The sequence below is a fragment of the Rhizobium sp. J15 genome (assembly GCF_002531825.1).
Classification (GTDB): Bacteria; Pseudomonadota; Alphaproteobacteria; order Rhizobiales; family Rhizobiaceae; genus Rhizobium.
Genome location: NZ_NWSX01000003.1, coordinates 251,000 through 272,412 on the forward strand (window position 1 = coordinate 251,000; position 21,413 = coordinate 272,412).

23 protein-coding genes and 1 pseudogene are annotated in these 21,413 nt (G+C 61.6%); 19 read left to right on the top strand and 5 right to left on the bottom strand.

Annotation, left to right across the window (positions count from 1 at the left end; all coding sequences use genetic code 11):
* The first annotated feature begins 37 nt into the window (after positions 1-37).
* The 5 genes from CO670_RS04820 to CO670_RS04840 all read left to right on the top strand — a co-directional run bounded on the left by CO670_RS04820 (position 38) and on the right by CO670_RS04840 (position 4,855).
* Positions 38-511: a peroxiredoxin gene (locus CO670_RS04820; RefSeq protein WP_097589202.1), complete on the top strand. Its 474-nt coding sequence runs from the start codon at positions 38-40 to the stop codon at positions 509-511.
* Entirely contained in the window at positions 508-1,335 is an 828-nt protein-coding gene (locus CO670_RS04825; RefSeq protein ID WP_097589203.1) for a ferritin-like domain-containing protein, read from the top strand. The genes CO670_RS04820 and CO670_RS04825 overlap by 4 nt, the downstream gene beginning before the upstream one ends.
* Positions 1,336-1,441: 106 nt before the next feature.
* Complete coding sequence (locus CO670_RS04830) at positions 1,442-2,767, top strand: M23 family metallopeptidase (RefSeq protein ID WP_097589204.1); 1,326 nt, start codon at positions 1,442-1,444, stop codon at positions 2,765-2,767.
* 157 nt (positions 2,768-2,924) lie between these two features.
* The gene (locus tag CO670_RS04835; RefSeq protein WP_097589205.1) at positions 2,925-4,424 is read left to right on the top strand and encodes a DEAD/DEAH box helicase; all 1,500 of its coding nucleotides are present in this window, start codon (positions 2,925-2,927) and stop codon (positions 4,422-4,424) included.
* Positions 4,425-4,432: 8 nt separating this feature from the next.
* The gene (locus CO670_RS04840) at positions 4,433-4,855 is read left to right on the top strand and encodes an NUDIX domain-containing protein (RefSeq protein WP_097589206.1); all 423 of its coding nucleotides are present in this window, start codon (positions 4,433-4,435) and stop codon (positions 4,853-4,855) included.
* Here the strand turns inward: CO670_RS04840 and CO670_RS04845 are convergent.
* Together CO670_RS04845 and CO670_RS04850 are read right to left on the bottom strand one after the other, a co-directional pair.
* Positions 4,852-5,172: a TfoX/Sxy family protein gene (locus CO670_RS04845; RefSeq protein ID WP_097589207.1), complete on the bottom strand. Its 321-nt coding sequence runs from the start codon at positions 5,170-5,172 to the stop codon at positions 4,852-4,854. The genes CO670_RS04840 and CO670_RS04845 overlap by 4 nt on opposite strands.
* Before the next feature lie 29 nt (positions 5,173-5,201).
* Entirely contained in the window at positions 5,202-5,696 is a 495-nt protein-coding gene (locus tag CO670_RS04850) for a flavin reductase (protein WP_088674261.1), read from the bottom strand.
* A gap of 253 nt (positions 5,697-5,949) precedes the next feature.
* On the opposite strand from CO670_RS04850, the gene CO670_RS04855 reads away from it, so the two are divergent.
* From CO670_RS04855 to purB, 5 genes are all read left to right on the top strand, one after another.
* Positions 5,950-7,032, top strand: a complete 1,083-nt coding sequence (locus CO670_RS04855) for a branched-chain amino acid ABC transporter substrate-binding protein (RefSeq protein ID WP_097589208.1) — start codon at positions 5,950-5,952, stop codon at positions 7,030-7,032.
* A gap of 63 nt (positions 7,033-7,095) precedes the next feature.
* A complete protein-coding gene (gene rpe, locus CO670_RS04860) occupies positions 7,096-7,773 on the top strand; it encodes a ribulose-phosphate 3-epimerase (RefSeq protein WP_097589209.1) in 678 nt (225 codons plus the stop codon).
* On the top strand, positions 7,770-8,495 hold the full coding sequence (locus CO670_RS04865; RefSeq protein ID WP_097589210.1) for a DUF2259 domain-containing protein: 726 nt from the start codon (positions 7,770-7,772) through the stop codon (positions 8,493-8,495). Before rpe ends, CO670_RS04865 begins: the two co-directional genes overlap by 4 nt.
* Positions 8,496-8,509: 14 nt before the next feature.
* Entirely contained in the window at positions 8,510-9,007 is a 498-nt protein-coding gene (locus CO670_RS04870) for a hypothetical protein (RefSeq protein ID WP_097589211.1), read from the top strand.
* Positions 9,008-9,130: 123 nt separating this feature from the next.
* A complete protein-coding gene (gene purB, locus CO670_RS04875; protein ID WP_004676261.1) occupies positions 9,131-10,438 on the top strand; it encodes an adenylosuccinate lyase in 1,308 nt (435 codons plus the stop codon).
* A gap of 837 nt (positions 10,439-11,275) precedes the next feature.
* Here the strand turns inward: purB and CO670_RS04885 are convergent.
* Positions 11,276-11,735 (bottom strand): annotated as a pseudogene (locus CO670_RS04885) (low affinity iron permease family protein); the annotation flags it as partial.
* 109 nt (positions 11,736-11,844) lie between these two features.
* Positions 11,845-12,648 (bottom strand): DUF2189 domain-containing protein, encoded by an 804-nt coding sequence (locus CO670_RS04890; RefSeq protein ID WP_097589213.1) that lies wholly within the window; start codon positions 12,646-12,648, stop codon positions 11,845-11,847.
* A 172-nt stretch (positions 12,649-12,820) separates the two neighbouring features.
* Here CO670_RS04890 and CO670_RS04895 point away from each other — a divergent pair, with 172 nt between their 5' ends.
* The 7 genes from CO670_RS04895 (at position 12,821) to CO670_RS04925 (ending at position 18,787) form a co-directional block, all read left to right on the top strand.
* On the top strand, positions 12,821-13,375 hold the full coding sequence (locus CO670_RS04895) for an alpha/beta hydrolase (protein ID WP_097589214.1): 555 nt from the start codon (positions 12,821-12,823) through the stop codon (positions 13,373-13,375).
* A 95-nt stretch (positions 13,376-13,470) separates the two neighbouring features.
* Positions 13,471-15,771: an EAL domain-containing protein gene (locus CO670_RS04900; protein WP_097589215.1), complete on the top strand. Its 2,301-nt coding sequence runs from the start codon at positions 13,471-13,473 to the stop codon at positions 15,769-15,771.
* Positions 15,772-16,021: 250 nt separating this feature from the next.
* Positions 16,022-16,786: a phosphoribosylaminoimidazolesuccinocarboxamide synthase gene (gene purC / locus CO670_RS04905; protein WP_008526002.1), complete on the top strand. Its 765-nt coding sequence runs from the start codon at positions 16,022-16,024 to the stop codon at positions 16,784-16,786.
* A gap of 15 nt (positions 16,787-16,801) precedes the next feature.
* Complete coding sequence (purS, locus tag CO670_RS04910) at positions 16,802-17,044, top strand: phosphoribosylformylglycinamidine synthase subunit PurS (RefSeq protein WP_097589216.1); 243 nt, start codon at positions 16,802-16,804, stop codon at positions 17,042-17,044.
* A gap of 43 nt (positions 17,045-17,087) precedes the next feature.
* The gene (locus CO670_RS04915; protein ID WP_097589217.1) at positions 17,088-17,642 is read left to right on the top strand and encodes an RNA 2'-phosphotransferase; all 555 of its coding nucleotides are present in this window, start codon (positions 17,088-17,090) and stop codon (positions 17,640-17,642) included.
* Complete coding sequence (purQ, locus tag CO670_RS04920; protein ID WP_097589218.1) at positions 17,639-18,310, top strand: phosphoribosylformylglycinamidine synthase subunit PurQ; 672 nt, start codon at positions 17,639-17,641, stop codon at positions 18,308-18,310. The genes CO670_RS04915 and purQ overlap by 4 nt, the downstream gene beginning before the upstream one ends.
* 78 nt (positions 18,311-18,388) lie before the next feature.
* Entirely contained in the window at positions 18,389-18,787 is a 399-nt protein-coding gene (locus CO670_RS04925; protein WP_097589219.1) for a hypothetical protein, read from the top strand.
* A gap of 137 nt (positions 18,788-18,924) precedes the next feature.
* Here the strand turns inward: CO670_RS04925 and CO670_RS04930 are convergent, their stop codons facing one another.
* A complete protein-coding gene (locus tag CO670_RS04930) occupies positions 18,925-19,182 on the bottom strand; it encodes a DUF1127 domain-containing protein (protein ID WP_097589220.1) in 258 nt (85 codons plus the stop codon).
* An 81-nt stretch (positions 19,183-19,263) separates the two neighbouring features.
* Here CO670_RS04930 and CO670_RS04935 point away from each other — a divergent pair, with 81 nt between their 5' ends.
* Complete coding sequence (locus CO670_RS04935; RefSeq protein ID WP_097589221.1) at positions 19,264-20,682, top strand: PLP-dependent aminotransferase family protein; 1,419 nt, start codon at positions 19,264-19,266, stop codon at positions 20,680-20,682.
* A 122-nt stretch (positions 20,683-20,804) separates the two neighbouring features.
* Positions 20,805-21,383, top strand: a complete 579-nt coding sequence (locus CO670_RS04940; protein ID WP_097589222.1) for an acyloxyacyl hydrolase — start codon at positions 20,805-20,807, stop codon at positions 21,381-21,383.
* The last annotated feature ends 30 nt before the right edge of the window (positions 21,384-21,413 follow it).

Sequence of the window (21,413 nt, forward strand, 5' to 3'; positions counted from 1 at the left end):
TGTCATCCACAAACCCGGCAAAAGAAAGGTTTTCATAATGGCGGTTCCCGGCATCGGTGCCATGGCCCCTGATTTCAACCTCCCCCGCGATGGCGGCGGTCGTGTTTCGCTTGCCGATTTCCATGGCAAGCCACTCGTGCTGTTCTTCTATCCCAAGGATGACACGACAGGCTGCACGGCCGAATCACTGGCATTCACCGCGCTCGCCCCCGAGTTCGAGGCTGCAGGTGCTGCCGTCATCGGCATGTCGCCCGATTCGGCCGCCTGCCATGACAGGTTCATCAAGAAACACCGTCTTTCGGTGGCGCTCGCCTCGGACGAGGAAAAGACCACGCTGCAGGCCTATGGCGTCTGGAAGGAAAAGAGCATGTACGGCCGCAATTTCATGGGCGTCGAGCGCACCACCTTCCTCATCCGCCAGGACGGCACGATCGCCACCATCTGGCAGAAGGTGAAGGTGCAGGGGCATGCCGAGACCGTGTTAGAGGCGGTGAGGAACCTCGCCGCGTGACCGGAGATCTTGCGATAACCTCGCTGCGCGGCGGTGCGATCGATGCCATCCGCGCCGCTGATCTCGACCGTAAGACGGCGCTTGCGCAGGAAAGCGCCACCCGCTGGTTCGCCCGCCGGGTGTCGCTGCGCTCGCCGCTCGACGCCGCCTTGCCGGAAAGGCCGGGCCGGCCTGAAAAACCGGTGCTGACGCCGCCGACCCAGGTGGAGAAGCGCTCGCTGCATACCCTGAAAGGGCGGATCGCCCTGCTCCATGCCATCGCTCATATCGAGCTCAACGCCGTCGATCTGGCGCTCGATATCGTTGCGCGATTCGCCAGCGAACAGGTGCCCAATTCCTTTTTCGACGGGTGGATGCAGGTTGCCTTCGAGGAGGCGAAGCATTTCCGCATGGTGCGCGCCCGCCTCAACGATCTCGGCGCCGATTACGGCGATCTTCCCGCCCATGACGGGCTTTGGCAGGCTGCCCACTCCACCCGCAACGATCTGACGGCAAGGCTTGCCGTCGTGCCGCTGATTCTCGAAGCCCGCGGCCTCGATGTGACGCCGTCGCTGCAGGCCAAGATGCGCGAGACCGGCGATCTCGAAAGTGCCGCGGTTCTCGACGTCATCTACAACGACGAGAAAGGCCATGTCGCGGTCGGCGCCAAATGGTTCCGCTTCCTCTGCGCGCGCGAAAAGCGCGATCCGGCAAAGGCCTTCCAGGAACTGGTGCGCGCCAATTTCCGCGGGCCGCTGAAGCCGCCCTTCAACGATCTCGCCCGCGCCGAAGCCGGGCTGACGCCGTCTTTCTACCGCGCGCTGGCATCGATCAGCCATGCCTGACATCCTTGGCATTTTTGACGCGCATAGCGGCAAAGAAAGCATTCATTAACCATAAACGTGTCTAATTTTCCGAAAGAGGCGTAGAGCATCAATCGGGAGAGCCTGCGTGAACAGCGGACATCAGCACCGGGTATTCGGCAAGCGGGCGCAGGAACACATTCTCATCCTGGCGAGCGGCGACAAGGTCCGCCATATGACGGTCAAGCCTTGGATGGGCGCGCTGGCCTTCTGCTTCGTCGGCGTCTTTTCGATCGGCTATCTCCTGGCAACGTCCTATCTCGTGCTGCGCGACGACCTGATCGGCGCCACCATGGCCCGTCAGGCCCGCATGCAGCACGATTATGAAGACCGCATCGCCGCCCTTCGCGCCCAGGTCGACCGCATCACCTCCCGCCAGCTTCTCGACCAGCAGGTGGTGGAAGACAAGGTCGACAAGCTGATGGAGCAGCAGATGGCGCTCACCTCGCGCCACGGCAAGCTCGACAACCTGCTCGACCGCGCTGAAAGCTCGGGCTTGACGGATAAGGACGCCGTCCCATCCGCGCCGTCTTCGCCCGTCCAATCCTATGCCCCCGCCATCAAGGACAAACGCGCTTCGCTCACCGGCGGCGGCCTGGAGGCGATCGAGAAGCAGCTGGCGAGCGGCGCGCCCGCCGATGCGACACCCGATAATTCGACGCTTGCCTATGTGCCGGCCGCAGAGACGGTCGGCGACCGCGCCGATCGCATCTTCTCCAAGGTGACGCTGTCGCTGAAAGATGTCGAACAGGACCAGCGCAACCGCGTCGAGCAGCTGACGAGCGACGCCGGCACCGCCGCGAATGCCATCGAGAGCGTTCTGACCCGCTTCAAGATCCCGGTTCCGGAAGAAGCCGCCGCCAAGCGGGACGAGGATGACAGCGCTGTCGGCGGCCCCTATATCGAGCCGGAGAGCAATGACGACTTCAACAATTCGCTGGCCGCTCTCGACGGCGCGCTGACGAGGCTCGAAGCCGTGCGCAGCACCGCCGAATCCCTGCCCTTCCGCAATCCCGCGATCGGCAAGGAAGTCACGAGCCCCTTCGGCAACCGCCGCGACCCTTTCCTCGGCCGCCTGGCGCTGCATTCCGGCGTCGATTTCCGCTTTTCACCGGGCGAAAAGATCCGTCCGACGGCACCCGGCAAGGTGATCTCCGCCGGCTGGACCGGCGGTTACGGCAACATGGTCGAGATCGACCATGGTAACGGCATATCGACGCGCTACGGGCATATGTCGGAGGTGCTGGTCAGAGTCGGCGAGACGGTCGACCGCAGCGGCGTGATCGGCCTTGCCGGCAGCACCGGCCGTTCGACCGGCACGCATCTGCATTATGAAGTGCGCCAGAATGGCCGTGCTGTCGATCCAGTATATTTCATGAATGCCGGCCTCAAACTCGCCACCTATATCAAGTAATACCCGCCCGGTAACCAAAGCTTCACTCTGCACGGGGTGCGGCCTCTCTATTTCTTGACTTGCCGGCCATTCGGGGCTATGTCGCGCTGCATTGCGGCATGCAATCCCGCCGACTCGTTCAGAGTTCGGCCGAACCGGAACGGAAACAGTTTTCCCTTTGACGACATTTGCTGACCTTGGCTTGAGCCAAAAAGTGCTATCGGCTGTTGCCGACGCGGGCTATTCGATCCCCACGCCTATTCAGGCGGGCGCCATTCCTTTTGCGCTCGAGCGCCGCGATATTTGCGGCATCGCGCAGACCGGCACCGGCAAGACGGCATCCTTCGTTCTGCCGATGCTCTCGCTTCTGGAGAAGGGCCGCGCCCGCGCCCGCATGCCCCGTACGCTGATCCTGGAGCCGACGCGCGAGCTCGCCGCCCAGGTCGCCGAGAATTTCGAGAAATACGGCAAGAACCACCGCCTCAACGTCGCCCTCCTGATCGGCGGCGTTTCCTTCGAGGACCAGGATCGCAAGCTCGAGCGCGGCGCTGACGTGCTGATCTGCACGCCGGGCCGCCTGCTCGATCATTTCGAGCGCGGCAAGCTCCTGATGAGCGGCGTCGAAATCCTCGTCATCGACGAGGCCGACCGCATGCTCGACATGGGCTTCATTCCCGACATCGAGCGCATCGCCAAGCTCATCCCCTTCACCCGCCAGACGCTGTTTTTCTCGGCCACCATGCCGCCGGAAATCCAGAAGCTCGCCGATCGCTTCCTGCAGAACCCGGAGCGGATCGAAGTGGCAAAGCCGGCCTCGGCCGCAAAGACCGTGACGCAGCGCTTCGTCGCCTCGCACAGCAAGGATTATGAGAAGCGCGCCGTTCTGCGTGAACTCGTCCGCGCCCAGACCGAGCTCAAGAACGCCATCATCTTCTGCAACCGCAAGAAGGATGTCGCTGATCTCTTCCGGTCGCTCGAGCGCCACGGCTTCTCGGTCGGCGCCCTGCACGGCGACATGGATCAGCGTTCGCGCACGACGATGCTGCAGAACTTCCGCGACGGCAACCTGCAGCTTCTGGTCGCTTCCGATGTCGCCGCCCGCGGCCTCGACATTCCCGACGTCAGCCACGTCTTCAACTTCGACGTTCCGATCCACTCGGAAGACTACGTCCACCGTATCGGCCGCACCGGCCGCGCCGGCCGCTCGGGTGCCGCCTTCACCCTCGTCACCAAGCGCGACACGAAATTCGTCGACGCAATCGAGAAGCTGATCGGCGAAAATGTCGAATGGCTGAACGGCGACCTGAATGCACTGCCGCCGGTGGAAGAAGGCAAGGACAGCGACCGTCCGCGCCGCAACGGACGCGAACGCGGCGACAGGGATCGCGGGCGCGGGCGCGGCAAGTCCGGTGCTGCGAGTCATAAATCTGATAACGACATACAGGATAATGACGTCCAAGTGATCGCAGCAGCACCAGCAAAGGCCGAAGTCGTGAGAAACGAGCGCAAAGCAGAGCAGAAGCCGCAAAACCATGCGCGCAACAATCGGCCTTATCCGGCAAACGACGACAGCCGCGACCGCCGCCGTCATCGCGATCACGACGACGGCCCGACCCCGGTCGGATTCGGCGACGATATCCCCGCCTTCATGCTGATTGCCGGCAGCGCCAAGGTCTGACAACAGTCATGGGCAGGCCCGGTGTCGATTTCCCGGGCTTCGGCGTCGGCCTGGTGATTCTGCGAGACGACAGGATACTTCTCTACAAACGCGTGAATGCGCCTGAAGCCGGCTATTGGAATATCGTCGGCGGCAAGGTCGATCACATGGAGCCGGCTGAAAAGGCCGCGCGCCGCGAAGCGGAAGAGGAAACCGGCCTGACGATCGGCTGGATCGAGCGCATCGGCATGACTGAACAGATCATCGATGCCGACCGCCAGCACTGGATTTCTATCCTATATCTCGCCCGCGACATCGAGGGCGAGCCGCAATTGACCGAGCCGGAGAAGCTTTCGGATTTCGGCTGGTTTCCGCTGAGCGATCTGCCTGAGCCGCTGTCCGCCTTCACCAAGGCGGCGATATCGGCCCTGTCCTCAGCCGGCCGCGCTTAGCTGTCGGCCCTCAGCGACGCCTCATAGGCAAGCCGCACCCATTTCGCCATCAGATCGGGATCGTCGTAAGCCTCTTCGGGGATCGACCAGTAGGGCATCTTCACCGGCTTGCCCATCTTGCCCTCATAGGCCCATTGCGTGGCGCCGGCGGCGGCAAATTCCGGGGCGCTCTTCTCATCTGCCTTCAGCAGCATCTCGTCGCGCACTTCGACGGCGACGATGCGGCCGAGATGATAGATGCCCTTGCCGCCAAACATGCGCTTGATCGTGACCGGCCCGAGCCCCTGAAACATTTCCTCGATCCCGGCATTGTCCATTCTCTACCCTCTCGAAATCCCGGCCTCGATCACAGCGTGTGATAGTCGCGGTTCATATAGATGAGCGCCGGGTGTTTCTCGCTGAAGCGGACGGCGGCGACTTCCCCGAAGATCACGTTGTGCGTCGGCATTTCCTTGATGTCGGTCACCCGGCAGTCGAAGGCGGCGAGCGCATCGGCAAGGACGGGCGCGCCGGTGACCAGCGTGTCGAAACGGGCGCTGGTGAAACGGTCGTCTTCGGCAAGCGCCGTGCGGCCGGAAAACGCATCGGCAACGCCCTGGTGATGCGCGCCGAGCGTGTTGAGCACGAAGATGCCGCTGCGAAAGAAGATCTCGTTCTTCGGATTGGTGTTATTGAGGCAGATCAGCACGGAGGCCGGATTGTCCGAGACCGAGCAGGCGGCGGTGATGGTGACGCCCCGGCGCATGCCTTCCATCGCCGTCGTCACGAGCTGCACATGGCCGGCATAGCGGCTCATGGCATCCCGATAAAGGCCGGGGTCGATATGCTGCCTGTTCAACACCTGCTTCTCCCACGCGCTCTTCTGCCGACTACATACAATTACACAGCAGTGCAAAGTGCTGCAGCGTCCTTTGCGTCACCGAAAGGACGCCCTGCGCTGCAGTTCGACTTTCCATCGCGCCAATATGGCGAGCATGCGTTACCTTTTCTACAATAGGACCGGTGAAAAGCATTGGGTTGCGCTTGTTTTTCTTTGACGATCGCGGCCTTGCGGATAAAAGGGCATGGACGATGGCTAGGGATCTCCGCCTTTCATGAGCAACCTGCGTGGCATAGCAGCCTTTCTGACGCTGCTGGGAGCGGCGGCGCAAGGCCATGCGGCCGGCGTGACAATCGGCGTCGTCGCGCCTCAGGGCGGTCCGCTCGCCCTGCTCGGCGCCCAGATCGCCGCCGGCGCCGGTTTCGAGATCCAGCAATCCGGAAACACCCTCGTCGCCGTCAACGAGACCTGCGAGGACAATAGCGGTGCAGCGGTTGCCGATGCGCTGGTCAATGCCAAGGTGCAGATTGCTGTCGGCTTTCTCTGCAGCGAAACGCTGGAAGGCGCGCTGCCGAAGCTGAAGGACGCCAATATTCCGGCGATCACCGTCTCCGTGCGCTCCCGCATCCTGATGGAGGATGCGCTGAAAAACGGCTTGCCGCTTTTCCGCCTTGCGCCCGCCGACGGCGCCGAAGCGGCGAAGATCATCGAGGTGATCCTGAAGGACTGGGCGGCCGATCCGATCGCGCTGATCGAGGACGGCACCATCCACGGCCGCGAACTGACGGACGCGGTGCGCAACGCGCTGGAACAGAACGGCCTGAAGCCTGTCTTCACCGATACATATCGCCCGGGCCAGGAGCAGCAGATCGCTCTTGTCCGCCGCCTGAAACGGGCTGGCGCCACCAGGGTTTTCGTCGGCGGCGACCGCAACGACGTCTCCGTCATCGCCCGGGATGCCAAGGCCGAAAATATCCCGCTCTCCATCCTCGGCGGTGACGCCATGCGCGCCGCCAACCAGCCGCTGCCGCTCACGGACGGCGTGCGCGCCGTCACGCTGCCCGAATATGCGGCCCTGCCGGAAGGCGCGGCTCCGGCCGAGGCCCTGCGTGCCAAAGGCGTCGAGCCCGAGGGTTACGTCCTGCCATCGCTGGCGGCCGCCCTTATCGCCGGGCAGGCGGCGGAAGCCGCCGCTGCCGCCGGCAAGCCGCTGCAGGAGACACTTCTCGGCGCGACATTCCAGACGCCGGTCGGCGCCATCGGCTTCACCGGCGCGCATGAACTTTCGCAGAATCCCTACCGTCTGCTCGAATGGCGAGGCAGCGGCTTTTTTCCACCCGCCGCGCCGACGCAATAAGCGCGCCGCGAGCCTTGAATTCGGGCGCCGCGGTTCTGGCGCCCTCCTACGGAGTGAGACCTGATGACGCTGCCCATTCGTATTGCCCCCTCGATCCTCGCTGCGGATTTCGCCAGGCTCGGCGAGGAAGTGGGCGACGTGACGGCCGCCGGCGCCGACTGGATCCATCTCGACGTCATGGACGGCCATTTCGTACCGAACATCTCCTTCGGCCCCGATGTCATCAAGTCGCTGCGCTCCTATACATCAGCCGCTTTCGACTGCCATCTGATGATCGCGCCGGTCGACGACTATCTCGAAGCCTTCGCCAAGGCAGGCTGCGACCGTATCACCGTTCATGCCGAATCCGGCCCGCATCTGCATCGCTCGCTGCAAACCGTCCGCAATCTCGGCAAGAAGGTCGGGGTGACGATCAATCCGGCCACCCCGCTCAGCGCCATCGAAAACGTGCTCGACGATGTCGACCTCATCCTCATCATGTCGGTCAATCCCGGCTTCGGCGGACAGAAATTCATTCCGGCGATGACGGCCAAGATCGCCGCCGCGAAGTCACTGATCGGTGATCGTCCGATCGAACTCGAGGTCGACGGCGGCGTCACGGTGGAGACGGCGCCGGCAATCGCACGGGCCGGCGCCAATGTTCTCGTCGCCGGCTCGGCGATTTTCAAGGGTGACACGGTCGAGGATTATCGCAAGACCGTCGCCGGTCTGCGTCAGGCAGCCGAACGGGCACGAGCATGAAGAAAGGTCTGATCTTCGGCGGCATGCTTGCCGCCGCGCTTGCCGGGTTGCCGGGCGCGTCACTGGCCGGAGACATTGCCAGCATCCAGCCGATCGGCTTTTCCGCCGACGGCAAGGTTTTCGCTTTTCAGGAATTCGGCATCGAGGAGGGCGCCAATACCCCCTATTCCAACACCTATTTCATCGATACCGAAACCGGCCAGTATCTTGAGGGCACGCCGTTTCGCACCGAACTGACCGAGAAGGACGCCAATCTTTCCAAGGCGCGGCGGCAGAACCTCACGGCGGCGCGCAGCCAGATGGATAAATACGATCTGCTGACCAATCCCGGCCTGATCGCCGCCTTCAACCCGCCGACCGAGCTCGGCTCTCCCTCGAAGACGCTGCGCTACACCACGCTTGCCGCCGACGGCCCGCCGAAATCGCCCTACACGCTTTCGCTTGGCGAAATGCCGGTGCCGACGCCGAAGGATTGCGCGGCGATCGACAAACGCATCATCGGTTTCAGCCTGCAGATGATCGAAAAGGAAGGCGCTCCGAACCGCCAGGCGGCGCGCCAGGCAACGACGGTTCCGGCCGAGCGCGCATGTTCGGTGGAATACCGGATCGGCGGCGCGATGGTCTACCAACCGGAAGGCGGAAACCCGGTCCACGTCGCCCTCGTGCTGGCCTTCGATGCGGAGAGGAACGGACGCTGGATCGCCGTCCCGGTTCATCCCTGAGCGCGGATGGAAGGATGGATCGCCCGGGCAGCCGCCTGCGGGCCGCAAAGCCGCCCTACCCCGATCTGATTGCCGGCGCGTTCCTATGGGGCACGCAGATGCTGGCGTCGGCCATGCTCGGCCTTTACCTCCGCAACGGCCTGGAGACGAGCCGGCTTGCCGAGGTCGCAGCACTCTATTTCCTCGGCGGCCTGCTCTCATGGCCCTTCGCCCTGCCGGTTGCCCGCTTCTTTGCCTATGACAGGCCGCCGGAAGCCCGGTTCGCCGCTTTCTTCGTGACGCTGACGGCGGCAACGGTCCTGATGACCGCCTTCCTCTTTGCCATGGAATACCGGCTCTTCTATTCGCGCTGGCACGCCCCCTTCGGCAGCATCGTCTGGGCCTTCCAGTTCGTCTTCACCAGCATCAGCGCCATCTACCAGTTCCTGGTGATCGGCCTTCGCCTCTTCCTGCCGCTCGGCCTGGTCTGTCTTGTCGCCAGCAGCTATCATCTTGCCAAACGCATGCGTTGAGATTGCCGCCCGTCTTTGCTACAGGGGCGCTGAAGCAATTCCAGGAAAAGTGCCCAGCGGCTTTCCGTCCGGAATTGCATAAAGACAAAACGCTTAAACCTCTTGAAGTGAAGGCAGCCGCCCATGATCCCGCGTTACTCCCGGCCCGAAATGGTCGCCATCTGGTCTCCCGAAACCAAGTTCCGCATCTGGTTCGAGATCGAGGCGCACGCCTGCGACGCGCTGGCCGAGCTCGGCGTCATCCCGAAATCGGCGGCCAAGACCATCTGGGAAAAAGGCGGCGCCGCCACCTTCGATGTCGCCCGCATCGACGAGATCGAGGCCGTCACCAAGCATGACGTCATCGCCTTCCTCACCCACCTCGCCGAAATCGTCGGCCCGGATGCGCGCTTCGTCCACCAGGGCATGACCTCGTCAGACGTGCTCGACACCTGCTTCAACGTTCAGTTGGTGCGCGCCACCGATATCCTGATTGCCGATCTCGACCGACTGCTGGCGGCGCTGAAAACCCGCGCCTTCGAACACAAGGATACCGTCACCATCGGCCGCTCGCACGGCATCCACGCCGAGCCCACAACCTTCGGCGTCAAGCTGGCGCTCGCCTATGCCGAATTCGAGCGCTGCCGCCAGCGCCTCGTCGCCGCCCGCGAGGAAGTCGCGACCTGCGCCATCTCGGGCGCCGTCGGCACCTTCGCCAATATCGATCCCCGCGTCGAGGAACACGTCGCCGAAGCCCTCGGCCTGAAGGCCGAGCCGGTCTCGACCCAGGTCATCCCGCGCGACCGCCACGCCATGTATTTCGCCACCCTCGGCGTCGTCGCCTCGTCGATCGAGCGGCTGGCGACCGAAATCCGCCACCTGCAGCGCACCGAAGTTCTGGAAGCCGAGGAATATTTCTCGCCCGGCCAGAAGGGCTCCTCGGCCATGCCGCACAAGCGCAACCCGGTGCTGACCGAAAACCTGACCGGCCTCGCCCGCATGGTCCGCTCCTATGCCCTGCCGGCCATGGAAAACGTTGCCCTCTGGCACGAGCGCGATATCTCCCACTCCTCCGTCGAACGCATGATCGGCCCCGACGCCACCGTCACCCTCGACTTTGCCCTCTCGCGCTTGGCCGGCGTCATCGAAAAGCTGTTGGTCTACCCCGAGAACATGGAGAAGAACCTCAACAAGTTCCGCGGCCTCGTCCACTCCCAGCGCGTCCTCCTGGCACTGACCCAGGCCGGCACCTCCCGCGAAGACGCCTACCGCCTGGTCCAGCGCAACGCCATGAAGGTCTGGGAACAGGGCAAGGATTTCTTGGAGGAGCTGCTGGCTGATGCCGAGGTGCGGGCTGCGCTGTCGGAGGAGGATATTCGCGAGAAGTTCGACCTTGGCTATCACACCAAGCACGTCGACACGATCTTCCGGCGGGTGTTTGGGGCGGCGTGAGCGGATTCTGTATCTACATTATAGAGAGACAGGGCACGATCGACTTTCGTTTCAGAGATCGCAATAAGCGCGATAGCTGATTGCGGAGGCTTTGGGGCGAGGCAGCATTGCTCGGGTCGCGTATCATCTCGCGATGAAATGATGCAGACTGACCACATCCGCTCAGGTTGGTCTAATTCGGGCAATGATTGCAACAGTCTTCATGAAGAATGGCGATTGTCCAATGCTCCGAAGCTTTTGTTTTCTTCGGCGAATTTACTTATGATACCATAGAATATTGCGCCTGTTGCGAGATATAAATATGAATAAAATATATGCAACAAGAATACTTATGGTAATACTATCTGTCGTCTATTTTATTTCTTGCTACTCCCTTCTCAGGCAAATAGCATATTATAAAACTATATCAGAAGAGATTTCCGATGCTATTCGGTTTAAGGGCCCTCTTGTCGGGATGCTAATGATGTCTCCGCAGGTTTATCCACTAATGATGCTGGCAGCATTATTGCACATCATGAGAAAAAAGGACAAAGAAATAAAGCAACTAATGCGCATCTGGTCGGTAATATTTATAGCTGGCTCAATTTGGACCGCTCTTTTCATATATATGATTAACAACGGCTAATTCCCAAGAGAAGATATACATCACGGGGGCGCATCGCTGTTGAGACGGGGAACGGCAGACTTTATCCAGCGGAATGCATTTCGAGCCAATACCATTGCTAAGGAGCTCTGGATCTCATTCAATGCCCTCATGGGGGTGTCGCCAACGAGCTTGATACAAGTACAATCAGAATCTTGCTTTTGGTAGCCGAGGAGGTGTTTGCAAACCCGCCCCTGTCGCTGCTTCGCCGCCTTTGCCGCAACCGGCCGCCTACGCGTCTCCGGCTTTCTTCGCCGACTCCGCCTTCTCCACCTCCCGCGTCCTGCAGGCCTCTGTCCCCGCCCTGCCCTGCGCAGCTTTGGCCACAAGCTGGTCGAGACGTTTCAGCTCCTCTTCGTCGAGATGTTCGATGCCGATGAAGCGGTTTTCGGCGTGGCTCGTCAGGATGATTTCGTTGAGCTTTGCCTGGATCGCCCTGGTGTCGCGCGTTTGCGCGTTCTGCAGCACGAAGACCATCAGAAAGGTGATGATCGTCGTGCCGGTATTGATGATCAGCTGCCAGGTTTCGGAATAGTCGAAGAAGGGCCCGAGCAGGGCCCAGATGATGACGACCGCCAGCGCCAGGATGAATATGATGGGCTTGCCCGCCCATTCCGATGTTTTGGTCGCGAAGCGGGCGAACAGATGCTTCATCGTCACCTCTGAAATCCTTCCTCGGAGTCTGTTCAAAAACGCCGAGGAAGGTTCGAAGGTTCCCGTTCAGGAGGTCAGATCGGACGGTAGTCCGGGAGGACGGCTGCGATTACGTGGCCTCGCGCGCAATCAGCTTGCGATAGAGGTGCCAGGTCGCATGACCAAGGATCGGAATGACGACAGCAAGCCCGGCAAAGACCGGGATCGTGCCGATGACGAGGAGTGCTGCGACGATGAGGCCCCAGAGCAGCACCGGCACCGGATTGGCGATCGTCGCCCGGATCGAGGTCACGACCGCGGCAACCGCACCGATATCGCGGTCCAGCAGAATCGGAAAGGTGATGACCGATATCGCCAGCACGACAAGCGCGAAAACGAAGCCAATGAGATTGCCCCAGATGATCAGCTGCAGGCCCTGAGGGGTGCCGAAGACCTGGCGGCTGAAGTCCGCCATGGTGCGCGGAAAGACATCGCCGAGCAGGCCGGTATAGAGCGTCTGCGCCGTTACCAGCCAGACGACGAAGAGGCCAAAGAGCATCAGCCCGACCGCGGCGATCGACGGCAGCGCCGGCGAATGGCGCACCTCCAGCGCATGCGTCCAGGAGGTATCGAGCCCCTCCTCGCGCCGGCGGCTGATCTCATAGAGGCCGATCGCCGCGATCGGGCCGATCAGCACGAAACCGGACATCAGCGGGAAGACCATCGGCAGAAGGTTGGCGCCGGAGGTCCACAGCGTCAGGAAGACGCCGGCAATCGGATACATCAGGCATAGGAACACGTAGTGGGAAGGCTTCTCGCTGAAATCGTCGAGCCCGCGCTTCAATGCGTCGAACACGTCGGCGATGCTGATGCGATTGACGACGGGCCGCGCGAAGTTTTCGTTGGCACCCGTCATGACATGAAATGCCGCCATGGCTTTCTCCTCCTCAGCCGAGATCTGGTCGACGGGGAAAGCATCGGCGACAAGCCGATACGAAACCCGCAACCGGCACTTGACTTATATAGCAAGTTTTAGCGCCCGTGTCGCTCTCTCCCTTGCATCGCCTCTTGACATCTCCGTCGCGCCTTCTCACATCGGCGGCACTATGAAAGCCTCAGACGCAGATATTCTCATCATCCCCGGCTATACCAATTCAGGCCCCGGCCATTGGCAGAGCCGCTGGGAGGCAAAGCTCAGCACGGCGCGACGCGTCGAACAGGCCGAATGGACGAAGCCGGTCCGCGAGGATTGGATCGCCCGCATCGCCGAGGAAGTGAATGCTTCCACCCGCCCTGTCGTCCTCGTCGCCCATTCGCTCGGCGTTCCCTCGGCGATTCACGCCATCCCGCATTTCCGCAAGCGGGTGGCGGGCGCCTTTCTCGTCGCCCCGCCCGATGTCGCCAATCCCGACATCCGCCCGAAGCACCTGATGACCTTCGGCCCCTATCCGCGCGATCCGCTGCCCTTCCCGTCGATCACGGTGGCGAGCCGCAACGATCCGTTCGGCAGCTACGACCATGCCGACGACATCGCCAGCAGCTGGGGATCTTTCCTCGTCGATGCCGGCGAGGCCGGTCATATCAACGCCGATTCCGGTCATGGCCCCTGGCCAGAAGGCACCATGGTCTTTGCCCAATTCCTCAGCCGACTCTCCGCCTGATTGAGTAAAACTTGCCGTCTCGCTAATTGAGCGATTACTTTCTAAGTCTTTCTTAATGGAAAGACCGCAGACTGAGTCGGACGAAATAAGCGAGAATGCCCGTGAAGAAAGCCCATCCAGAGGCCGACGATCCGCATGGCGATGCCGCAGCGGCTGAGGCAGGCCTCGGCAACGGGACGACGGCCGACGATTCCGATCTGGCCGAACGGGAGAGCCGCTGGGACTATGCGCTCGTCGGCTCGAACCTCGGCGTGTGGGATCACAATTACCGTCTCGGCCGGAAATATTACTCGGAGACATGGAAGACCATGCGCGGCATGGCGCCGGACGAGGAAGCCGCCGGCGATTACGATGCCTGGCTGCAGCTCGTCCATCCCGATGATCGCGATTTCGTCGTCCACGCCATTGATCGTCAGAATACCGGCGATCCCGACTATCAGATCTTCGAATATCGCGAGCGCCACCGGGACGGCCACTGGATCTGGATCGAATGCCGCGGCGCCTGCGTGGAATGGGACGAGGCCGGCGTACCGACGCGCATCGTCGGCACCGATACCGATATAACCGCCCGCAAAGAGGCCGAGGAGACGCTGTCGCGTCTGTCGCGTCGGCTCGATCTTGCCCTGGAGATCTCCCGCATCGGCGTCTTCGAGGCCGATATCGAGCAGGATATGGTCGAATGGGACGACCGCCTGATGGCCATTTATGGGCTGCAGGGCATTTCGCGTCAGAACGCCGGTGAGGTCTGGGCGAGAAGCCTGCACCCTGACGATCGAGACCGCGTGCTCGGCCTCGTCGACCGCAGCGTCGCAAGCGGCAGTGATTTCCAGCAGGAATACCGCATCATTCGCGGCGACGGCACCGAACGCGTCATCCGCTCGCGTGCGGCCTATTTCGTCGACGGCGTCGGCAAACGCAAGGTGATCGGCGCCAATTGGGATGTCACCGAGGAGGTCAAGCTTCGCGACGAGCTGCGGCGCGCCAGGGATCTGGCCGAAGCCCGCAACGGCGAGCTCGAGGCCGCCAAGGAGAGCATCGAGCACCTCGCCCTGCACGATTACCTCACCGGGCTGCCGAACCGCCGTTATCTCGACAAGATGCTGGAAAAGCGCGCGGCCGAATGCCGTGCCAAGGGCCAGGCACTGGCAATCCTGCATATCGATCTCGACCGCTTCAAGCAGATCAACGATACGCTCGGCCACCGGGCCGGCGACGCCATGCTGAAACACGCCGCGGGCGTCTTGCGGAATTGCGTCCGCGCTGCCGATTTCGTCGCCCGCATCGGCGGTGACGAATTCGTCATCCTCTGCGCGGTCGACGCCGCGTCGAAGAAGGTCGTCGGCCTTGCCGAACGCGTCATCCGCGAATTGCGCAAACCGGTCAGATATGAGGGGCACGATTGCCGTTTCGGCGCCAGCATTGGCATCGCCGTCGACAGCGGGCCGGAGCTCGACGGCAAGCAGATGCTGCTCGACGCCGATATCGCGCTCTATCGGGCCAAGGGCCTCGGCCGCAACCGTTTCGAATTCTTCTCGGCCTCCGACCGCCTAGACATCGTCTCCGCCAAGCAGCTCGCCGACGAGATCCTGATCGGTCTCGAACGCAATGAATTCGTGCCCTTCTATCAGCTGCAATTCGATGCCCGCACGCTTGATGTGACCGGCATCGAAACGCTTGCCCGCTGGCAGCATCCGGTGCACGGGCTGCTGGCGCCCGACCGCTTCCTCGATATCGCCGAGGATCTCGATGTCGTCTCGACCATCGACGCTCTGATCCTCGAGCGTGCTCTCGCCGATAGAAAGGCGTGGATCAAGGATGGGCTGCCGGTCCCGAAAATATCCGTCAACGTGTCGGCCAGGCGGCTCGCCGATCCCGATCTCGGCAAGAAGCTCCGCGCGCTCAAGATCGAGCCCGGGACGGTCTGCTTCGAACTCTTGGAATCGATCTCGCTCGACGATTGCGATGAGACGATGACCGCCAATCTGAAAAGGCTGCGCAAGCTCGGCATCGACATCCAGATCGACGATTTCGGCACTGGCCATGCCTCGATCGTCAGCCTGCTGCGGCTGAGCCCCGGGACGCTGAAGATCGACCGCGAATTGATCCGCATGCTGCCGCAATCGGCCGAGCAGCGCAAGCTCGTGGGCTCGATCATCGATATCGGCCGCTCGCTGAACATCCTCGTCATCGCCGAAGGCGTCGAGACGGCGGATCATATCCGCATCCTCGAAGAACTCGATTGCGACATGCTGCAGGGCTATGCGCTGGCCCGACCGATGCCGGCCATGCAGATCCCCTCCTTCATCCGCTCCGGAAGCTGGCGCCACGGGCAAACCGCCGTTCGGACCTCGCAGCCGCAGTTTGGCCGCGCGCTTGGCGGCAGGACCGCCAAATAAAAACCTGCATAAGCGGCCCGCCATTTCGCCTTCATTCCACCGTAGAGGAAAAGGCGCTAGATTAATCCGGCGAATTCATTCGATTCTCTTGGCGGCATTCCGTAAAATCCGGAATCCGGGGCCAGAAATCCCTAAACGGGGGAAGGAGCGACAGGCGGATTGTGAAACACTCTCTTTTCCTTTATGGGGACGCCACGAGATCGATCCACTCGCGCTATCCCAAGAGCGCCAACAACAGAGAATAACCACGATGAACCGTCGCCGCCGTATCTACGAGGGCAAGGCAAAGATTCTGTATGAAGGCCCGGAACCGGGCACTTTGATCCAGTTTTTCAAGGACGATGCCACTGCCTTCAACAAGAAGAAACACGAAGTCATCGACGGCAAGGGCGTCCTCAACAACCGCATTTCCGAATATATTTTCAGCCATCTGAACAAGATCGGCATCCCCACCCATTTCATCCGCCGCCTCAACATGCGCGAGCAGCTGATCAAGGAAGTGGAGATGATCCCGCTGGAGATCGTCGTGCGCAATGTCGCCGCCGGTTCTCTCGCCAAGCGCCTCGGCATCGAGGAAGGCGTCGTCCTGCCGCGCTCGATCATCGAATTCTATTACAAGTCCGACGCGCTCGACGATCCGATGGTCTCCGAAGAGCACATCACCGCTTTCGGCTGGGCCAATCCGGCCGAACTCGATGACATCATGGCGCTCGCCATCCGCGTCAACGATTTCATGACCGGCCTTTTCCTTGGTGTCGGCATCCAGCTCGTCGATTTCAAGATCGAATGCGGCCGCCTTTTCGAAGGCGATCTGATGCGCATCATCCTCGCCGACGAGATCTCGCCCGACAGCTGCCGGCTGTGGGATATCGAAACCCGCGAGAAGATGGACAAGGACCGCTTCCGCCGCGATCTCGGCGGCTTGCTCGAAGCCTATTCCGAAGTCGCGCGCCGTCTCGGCATCATCAATGAAAACGAGCCTGTGCGCGGCACCGGCCCGGTTCTCGTCAAGTAAGGCAGGAAAGACAAAGTGATCAAGGCTCGTGTCACCGTCACGCTGAAAACCGGCGTTCTCGATCCGCAGGGCAAGGCCATCGAAGGCGCGCTCGGCGCCCTCGGCTTCTCGGGCGTCGGCCATATCAGGCAGGGCAAGGTCTTCGACCTTGAGCTGGAAGGCGCCGACAAGGCCAAGGCCGAAGCCGACCTCAAGGCGATGTGCGAAAAGCTGCTCGCCAATACGGTGATCGAGAACTACGCGATCGCGATCGATTGACGATCACAGGCTGCCGGCTGGCAGGCCTTGAGGATTAGGCGTCATGACGAAGGCAAAGCTGGAGACGGAAGTCTCGAAATATATGAGCTATGTTCTGCGCCATGCGCCCGAGGCCGCAGGCCTGACGCTCGATGCCGAGGGTTGGGTTTCGTTCGATGAGCTCGAAAAGGCGCTGACGTCGAAATACGACGTTTCCCGCGCCGATATCATCGAGATCATCGACAACAATCCGAAGAAGCGCTTCACGCTCGCCGATAACAGGATCCGCGCAAATCAGGGTCACAGTGTCGAGGTTGATCTGGCATTGAAGGCGGTTGAACCGCCCGCAATCCTGTTTCACGGCACGTCACAGGCCAGTTGGCCTTCGATCGAGCGTGAAGGCTTGAAGAAGATGGAGCGGCATCACGTCCATCTGTCAGCGGATATCGAAACCGCGAAAATCGTCGCCACACGCCGCAAGGGCGATTATATCATTCTGCGCGTCGACGCAGCCGCCATGTTTTCAAAAGGCCATTCTTTCTTTGTCTCCGACAATGGAGTATGGCTCGCCGAAAGCGTTCCCGTTCAATTTCTTTCGCTAAGCGCAGGGACCCCATGAAATCAGCCGTCGTTCAACTTCCGGGTCTCAACCGCGACCGCGACATGATTGCCGCCTTGACCAAGATCTCCGGCCAAAAACCCGTGACGATCTGGCAGACGGAGACAGAGATCCCCGATGTCGATCTGATCGTCATTCCCGGCGGCTTCTCCTATGGGGATTATCTGCGTTGCGGCGCGATTGCCGCCCGCATGCCGGTGATGCAGTCGATCATCGACAAGGCTGATAAGGGCGTGAAGGTGCTCGGCGTCTGCAACGGCTTCCAGATCCTCGTCGAGGCCGGCCTGCTGCCCGGCGCGCTGATGCGCAACGCCTCGCTGAAGTTCGTCTGCCGCGAGGTCAAGCTCGAAGTCGTCAATGCCGATACGGATTTCACCCGCGCTTACGCGCAGGGCCAGGTTATCCGCAGCCCGGTCGCCCATCATGACGGCAATTATTTCGCCGACGAAGCGACGCTGGCAAAGCTCGAAGGAAATGGCCAGGTCGTGTTCCGTTACGCCGAAGGCACCAATCCGAACGGCTCGATCAACGACATTGCCGGCGTGATGAACGAGAAGGGCAATGTTCTCGGCATGATGCCGCATCCCGAGAACCTGATCGAAGCCGCCCATGGCGGTTCGGACGGCCGCGGCCTCTTCGCTTCGGCGCTCGACGTCATCGCCGCCTGAGCCCGCCCTGAACGCATGCCGCCCGCGGGCCTACCGCGGGCAACGGCATGCAAAGCCTTCATCCCTGGAGCAAGACCAATGCGCCCTCGCCTCTCCGTCGCAAACGCTGCCTTGTCGACTGTTCTCGCAGCCATGCTGGCGGCCTGTCAGTCGGCGGCGCCGGCAACAAGTCCGAACCGCGCCGCCCTGCCGACGATGGAACGGGTGGCACTTGGAGCCAACGCCTGCTGGTTCAAATCAGGCGATCCCGCTTTTGCTGCCTACAAGCTCGCACCGGAACTCAATTCCTTCACCGGCCGGCCGCGCATCCTGCTTGTTCACAAGGGCAGCCCAGAAAGCCGGCCGCTGCTCGTCGTCCAGGCCGAAGGCAGCCCGGCACGCCTCCAGGCCTTCGGGCCGATGATGCAGGAGCCGGTGGCCGGGCGCATTGCCGGCGACGTCAATCGCTGGTCTGCCGGCAACAAGGCCTGCAACTGATCGCTGTGACCGATCCGCTAGAGCATGATGCCGAAAAGTGTGAGCGGTTTTCGGACAACATCATGCTCTAACTCTTTAATTGAGAACAGGATTCAGATTTTAGGCCGGACTGGCCTAAAATCATCCTGTTCTAGCGATCAATCCCAGAAAAACGACTTGCCGACCTCACGCGCCGCGTCGGATTGCGACACGCCGATATCCTTGAGCTCGCTCGCCGTCAGGCCTCGTAGCGCCCGGCGGCCTTCCCGCTTCTGATGCCAGAGAAGAATGGCCGCCCAGATCCGGCCTAGATGCGTCGTCGCCTCGCTAGGCGCGGCCGGCAGGGCAACCTGTCTCCTGTCGTCGAGGGAGGCAATCGATACAATTGGCATTTTGATTTCAGGCAAAGCAGACATTCCAGGAATCCTTTCGGCGATCCGTTGGAATTGACTCCTAATCTTGACAGGAACAATGTGACAATATAGGTAATTGTCACCATGACAAATTGGCTTCCTGATCTCTCCCGCGGCTCCGGACCGGTCTATCTCCGGCTTGCCGACAGCATTGAATCCGCCATCGCGAGCGGCGCCCTGCCCGCGGGCAGCAAGTTGCCGCCACAGCGCAACCTTGCTTATGACATCGGCGTAACGATCGGCACGATCGGCCGCGCCTATGCGCTGGTGCACGAACGCGGCCTGGTCGCAGGCGAAGTCGGGCGCGGCACCTATGTGCTGAACCGTTCCGAGACGCCGCCCAGCGAACAGAGCGATCCCTTGACCGTCTCGCTTGGCGGCACCCGCTTCCAGGATGCGCCTGCGAACAAGATCCGCTTCGACACCACTGCCGCTCCCGATCTCGGTCAGGGCAAGATCATCGCTGGTATTCTGGCGGAGATCGGCGAACAGCATCTCGCGGAAATCTCCTCCTATTCCAGAAGTTTCCCGGCGAATTGGTTCGAAGCCGGACGCCGCTGGCTTGCCCGCAGCGGCTGGACGCCGGACGTCGAAAATATCGCGCCGACGCTTGGCGCCCATGCGGCGGCCGTCGCCGTGATCGCCGCCGTCTCGGCGCCGGGTGACAAGATCGTCTTTGAAAATCTCAGCTATACGCAGGTCAGTCGCAGCGCGCGCCTTCTTGGGCGCCGCACGGTGACGGTCGATTCCGACGAATTCGGCGTGATCCCCGATGATTTCGAGCGGCTTTGCCAGCAGCAGCATCCGAAGCTCGCTTTCCTGATGCCGACCGTTCACAATCCGACGGTCGCCATCATGCCGGAGGAGCGGCGCGCGGCAATCGCCGGCATCGCCAGGAAGCATGGGGTCTGGCTGATCGAGGACGATCTCTACGGCGGCATGGCCGATGACGATACGCCGCTGCTTGCCGCACTGGCGCCCGACCGCACCTTCCTGGTCAACGGCCTGTCCAAATCGGTTGCCGCCGGCGTGCGCGGCGGCTGGGTCGCCTGCCCGCCGCATTTTGCCCAGCGCATCAAGGTAACGCACAGGATGATCACGGGCGGCCTGCCCTTCATTCTGGCGGAGACCTGTGCGCGGCTCGTCGAAAGCGGCGCCGCCCATGATATCCGCAAGGCGAGCGTTGAAGAACTTTCCCGTCGTACCCAGCTTGCCAGAGAGCATTTGCAGGGTTTCGATTTCGAATCGCATCCGCACGCGCCCTTCCTCTGGTTGAAGCTGCCGGAGCCCTGGATGTCCGGTACCTTCAAGAACGCCGCCTTCCGCGACGGCGTCCTCGTCGACGACGAGGACGAGTTCAAGACGGCGCGCGGCGAGAAAACCTATCACCGTGTTCGCGTCGGCTTCTCCTCGCCGAAGACGGGACAGGAACTGATCGCGGGTCTGATGATCCTGCGCCGTCTGCTGGAAAATGGCGGCTCCACCTACGACGGCGAAATATGACCTGTTGCAAATACACGTCATAGTTCCAAAAAAACATCGGCGCGGAACTGCGAAGCTGTGCCGCCCCGACCGCCATGCTACCCCTTGATCATCCCGCGAGTGAGGGAATCAAAGGACAGCAGATGAAGATCGACTTCGGCAAAGTCGCTCTGCCCTTCTTGAGTACAGCGTCGGCGGCAGCGGCAATTGGCTTTTTGGCCATGACCGGCTCCGCAAGTGCAGGTGAACAAATATTCGATGAATTGCGCTTCGGCGTTTCGGCCTCGGTACAATCGGGGCACTCCAGGGAAAACGGCGTCTTTCCCGAAGTTACCGCCCTATTCGATCCCTTCGGCTATGATGAGACGGTCGGTTGGCAGCAATTGTTGCGCCCGCGCGTCCATGTCGGCACCTCGATCGGCACATCGGGGGAAGCCACGCAATTCTTCACCGGCTTCACCTGGACCGTCGATTTCAACGAGAAACTGTTTGCCGAAGCCGGTTTCGGCGGCGTCGTCCATACCGGCGATCTCGATGACGACGATGACGGCCCGGGTCTCGGCTGTCGCATCCTCTTCCACGAATATCTCGGCGCCGGTTATCGTTTCACCCGCAATTGGAACGTGATGGCCCAGATCGCTCACTCCTCCCATGCCAATCTCTGCGACGGCCCGAACGACGGCATGACGCGCGCGGGCCTGCAGATCGGCTACAAGTTCTGATCGCTCGGCTCTTTTATCGGAAAACTCTGT

Bases quoted from the DNA above. Each gene is read 5' to 3' on its own strand.
- CO670_RS04925 (WP_097589219.1), top strand. From the start codon at position 18,389: ATGCGCCCTCGCCTCTCCGTCGCAAACGCTGCCTTGTCGACTGTTCTC.
- CO670_RS04870 (WP_097589211.1), top strand. From the start codon at position 8,510: ATGGATCGCCCGGGCAGCCGCCTGCGGGCCGCAAAGCCGCCCTACCCC.
- CO670_RS04935 (WP_097589221.1), top strand. From the start codon at position 19,264: ATGACAAATTGGCTTCCTGATCTCTCCCGCGGCTCCGGACCGGTCTAT.
- CO670_RS04930 (WP_097589220.1), bottom strand. From the start codon at position 19,182: ATGTCTGCTTTGCCTGAAATCAAAATGCCAATTGTATCGATTGCCTCC.
- CO670_RS04915 (WP_097589217.1), top strand. From the start codon at position 17,088: ATGACGAAGGCAAAGCTGGAGACGGAAGTCTCGAAATATATGAGCTAT.
- rpe (WP_097589209.1), top strand. From the start codon at position 7,096: ATGACGCTGCCCATTCGTATTGCCCCCTCGATCCTCGCTGCGGATTTC.
- purC (WP_008526002.1), top strand. From the start codon at position 16,022: ATGAACCGTCGCCGCCGTATCTACGAGGGCAAGGCAAAGATTCTGTAT.
- CO670_RS04890 (WP_097589213.1), bottom strand. From the start codon at position 12,648: ATGGCGGCATTTCATGTCATGACGGGTGCCAACGAAAACTTCGCGCGG.
- CO670_RS04940 (WP_097589222.1), top strand. From the start codon at position 20,805: ATGAAGATCGACTTCGGCAAAGTCGCTCTGCCCTTCTTGAGTACAGCG.
- CO670_RS04845 (WP_097589207.1), bottom strand. From the start codon at position 5,172: ATGGACAATGCCGGGATCGAGGAAATGTTTCAGGGGCTCGGGCCGGTC.
- CO670_RS04855 (WP_097589208.1), top strand. From the start codon at position 5,950: ATGAGCAACCTGCGTGGCATAGCAGCCTTTCTGACGCTGCTGGGAGCG.
- CO670_RS04865 (WP_097589210.1), top strand. From the start codon at position 7,770: ATGAAGAAAGGTCTGATCTTCGGCGGCATGCTTGCCGCCGCGCTTGCC.
- purB (WP_004676261.1), top strand. From the start codon at position 9,131: ATGATCCCGCGTTACTCCCGGCCCGAAATGGTCGCCATCTGGTCTCCC.
- CO670_RS04895 (WP_097589214.1), top strand. From the start codon at position 12,821: ATGAAAGCCTCAGACGCAGATATTCTCATCATCCCCGGCTATACCAAT.
- CO670_RS04840 (WP_097589206.1), top strand. From the start codon at position 4,433: ATGGGCAGGCCCGGTGTCGATTTCCCGGGCTTCGGCGTCGGCCTGGTG.
- CO670_RS04900 (WP_097589215.1), top strand. From the start codon at position 13,471: ATGCCCGTGAAGAAAGCCCATCCAGAGGCCGACGATCCGCATGGCGAT.
- CO670_RS04820 (WP_097589202.1), top strand. From the start codon at position 38: ATGGCGGTTCCCGGCATCGGTGCCATGGCCCCTGATTTCAACCTCCCC.
- purQ (WP_097589218.1), top strand. From the start codon at position 17,639: ATGAAATCAGCCGTCGTTCAACTTCCGGGTCTCAACCGCGACCGCGAC.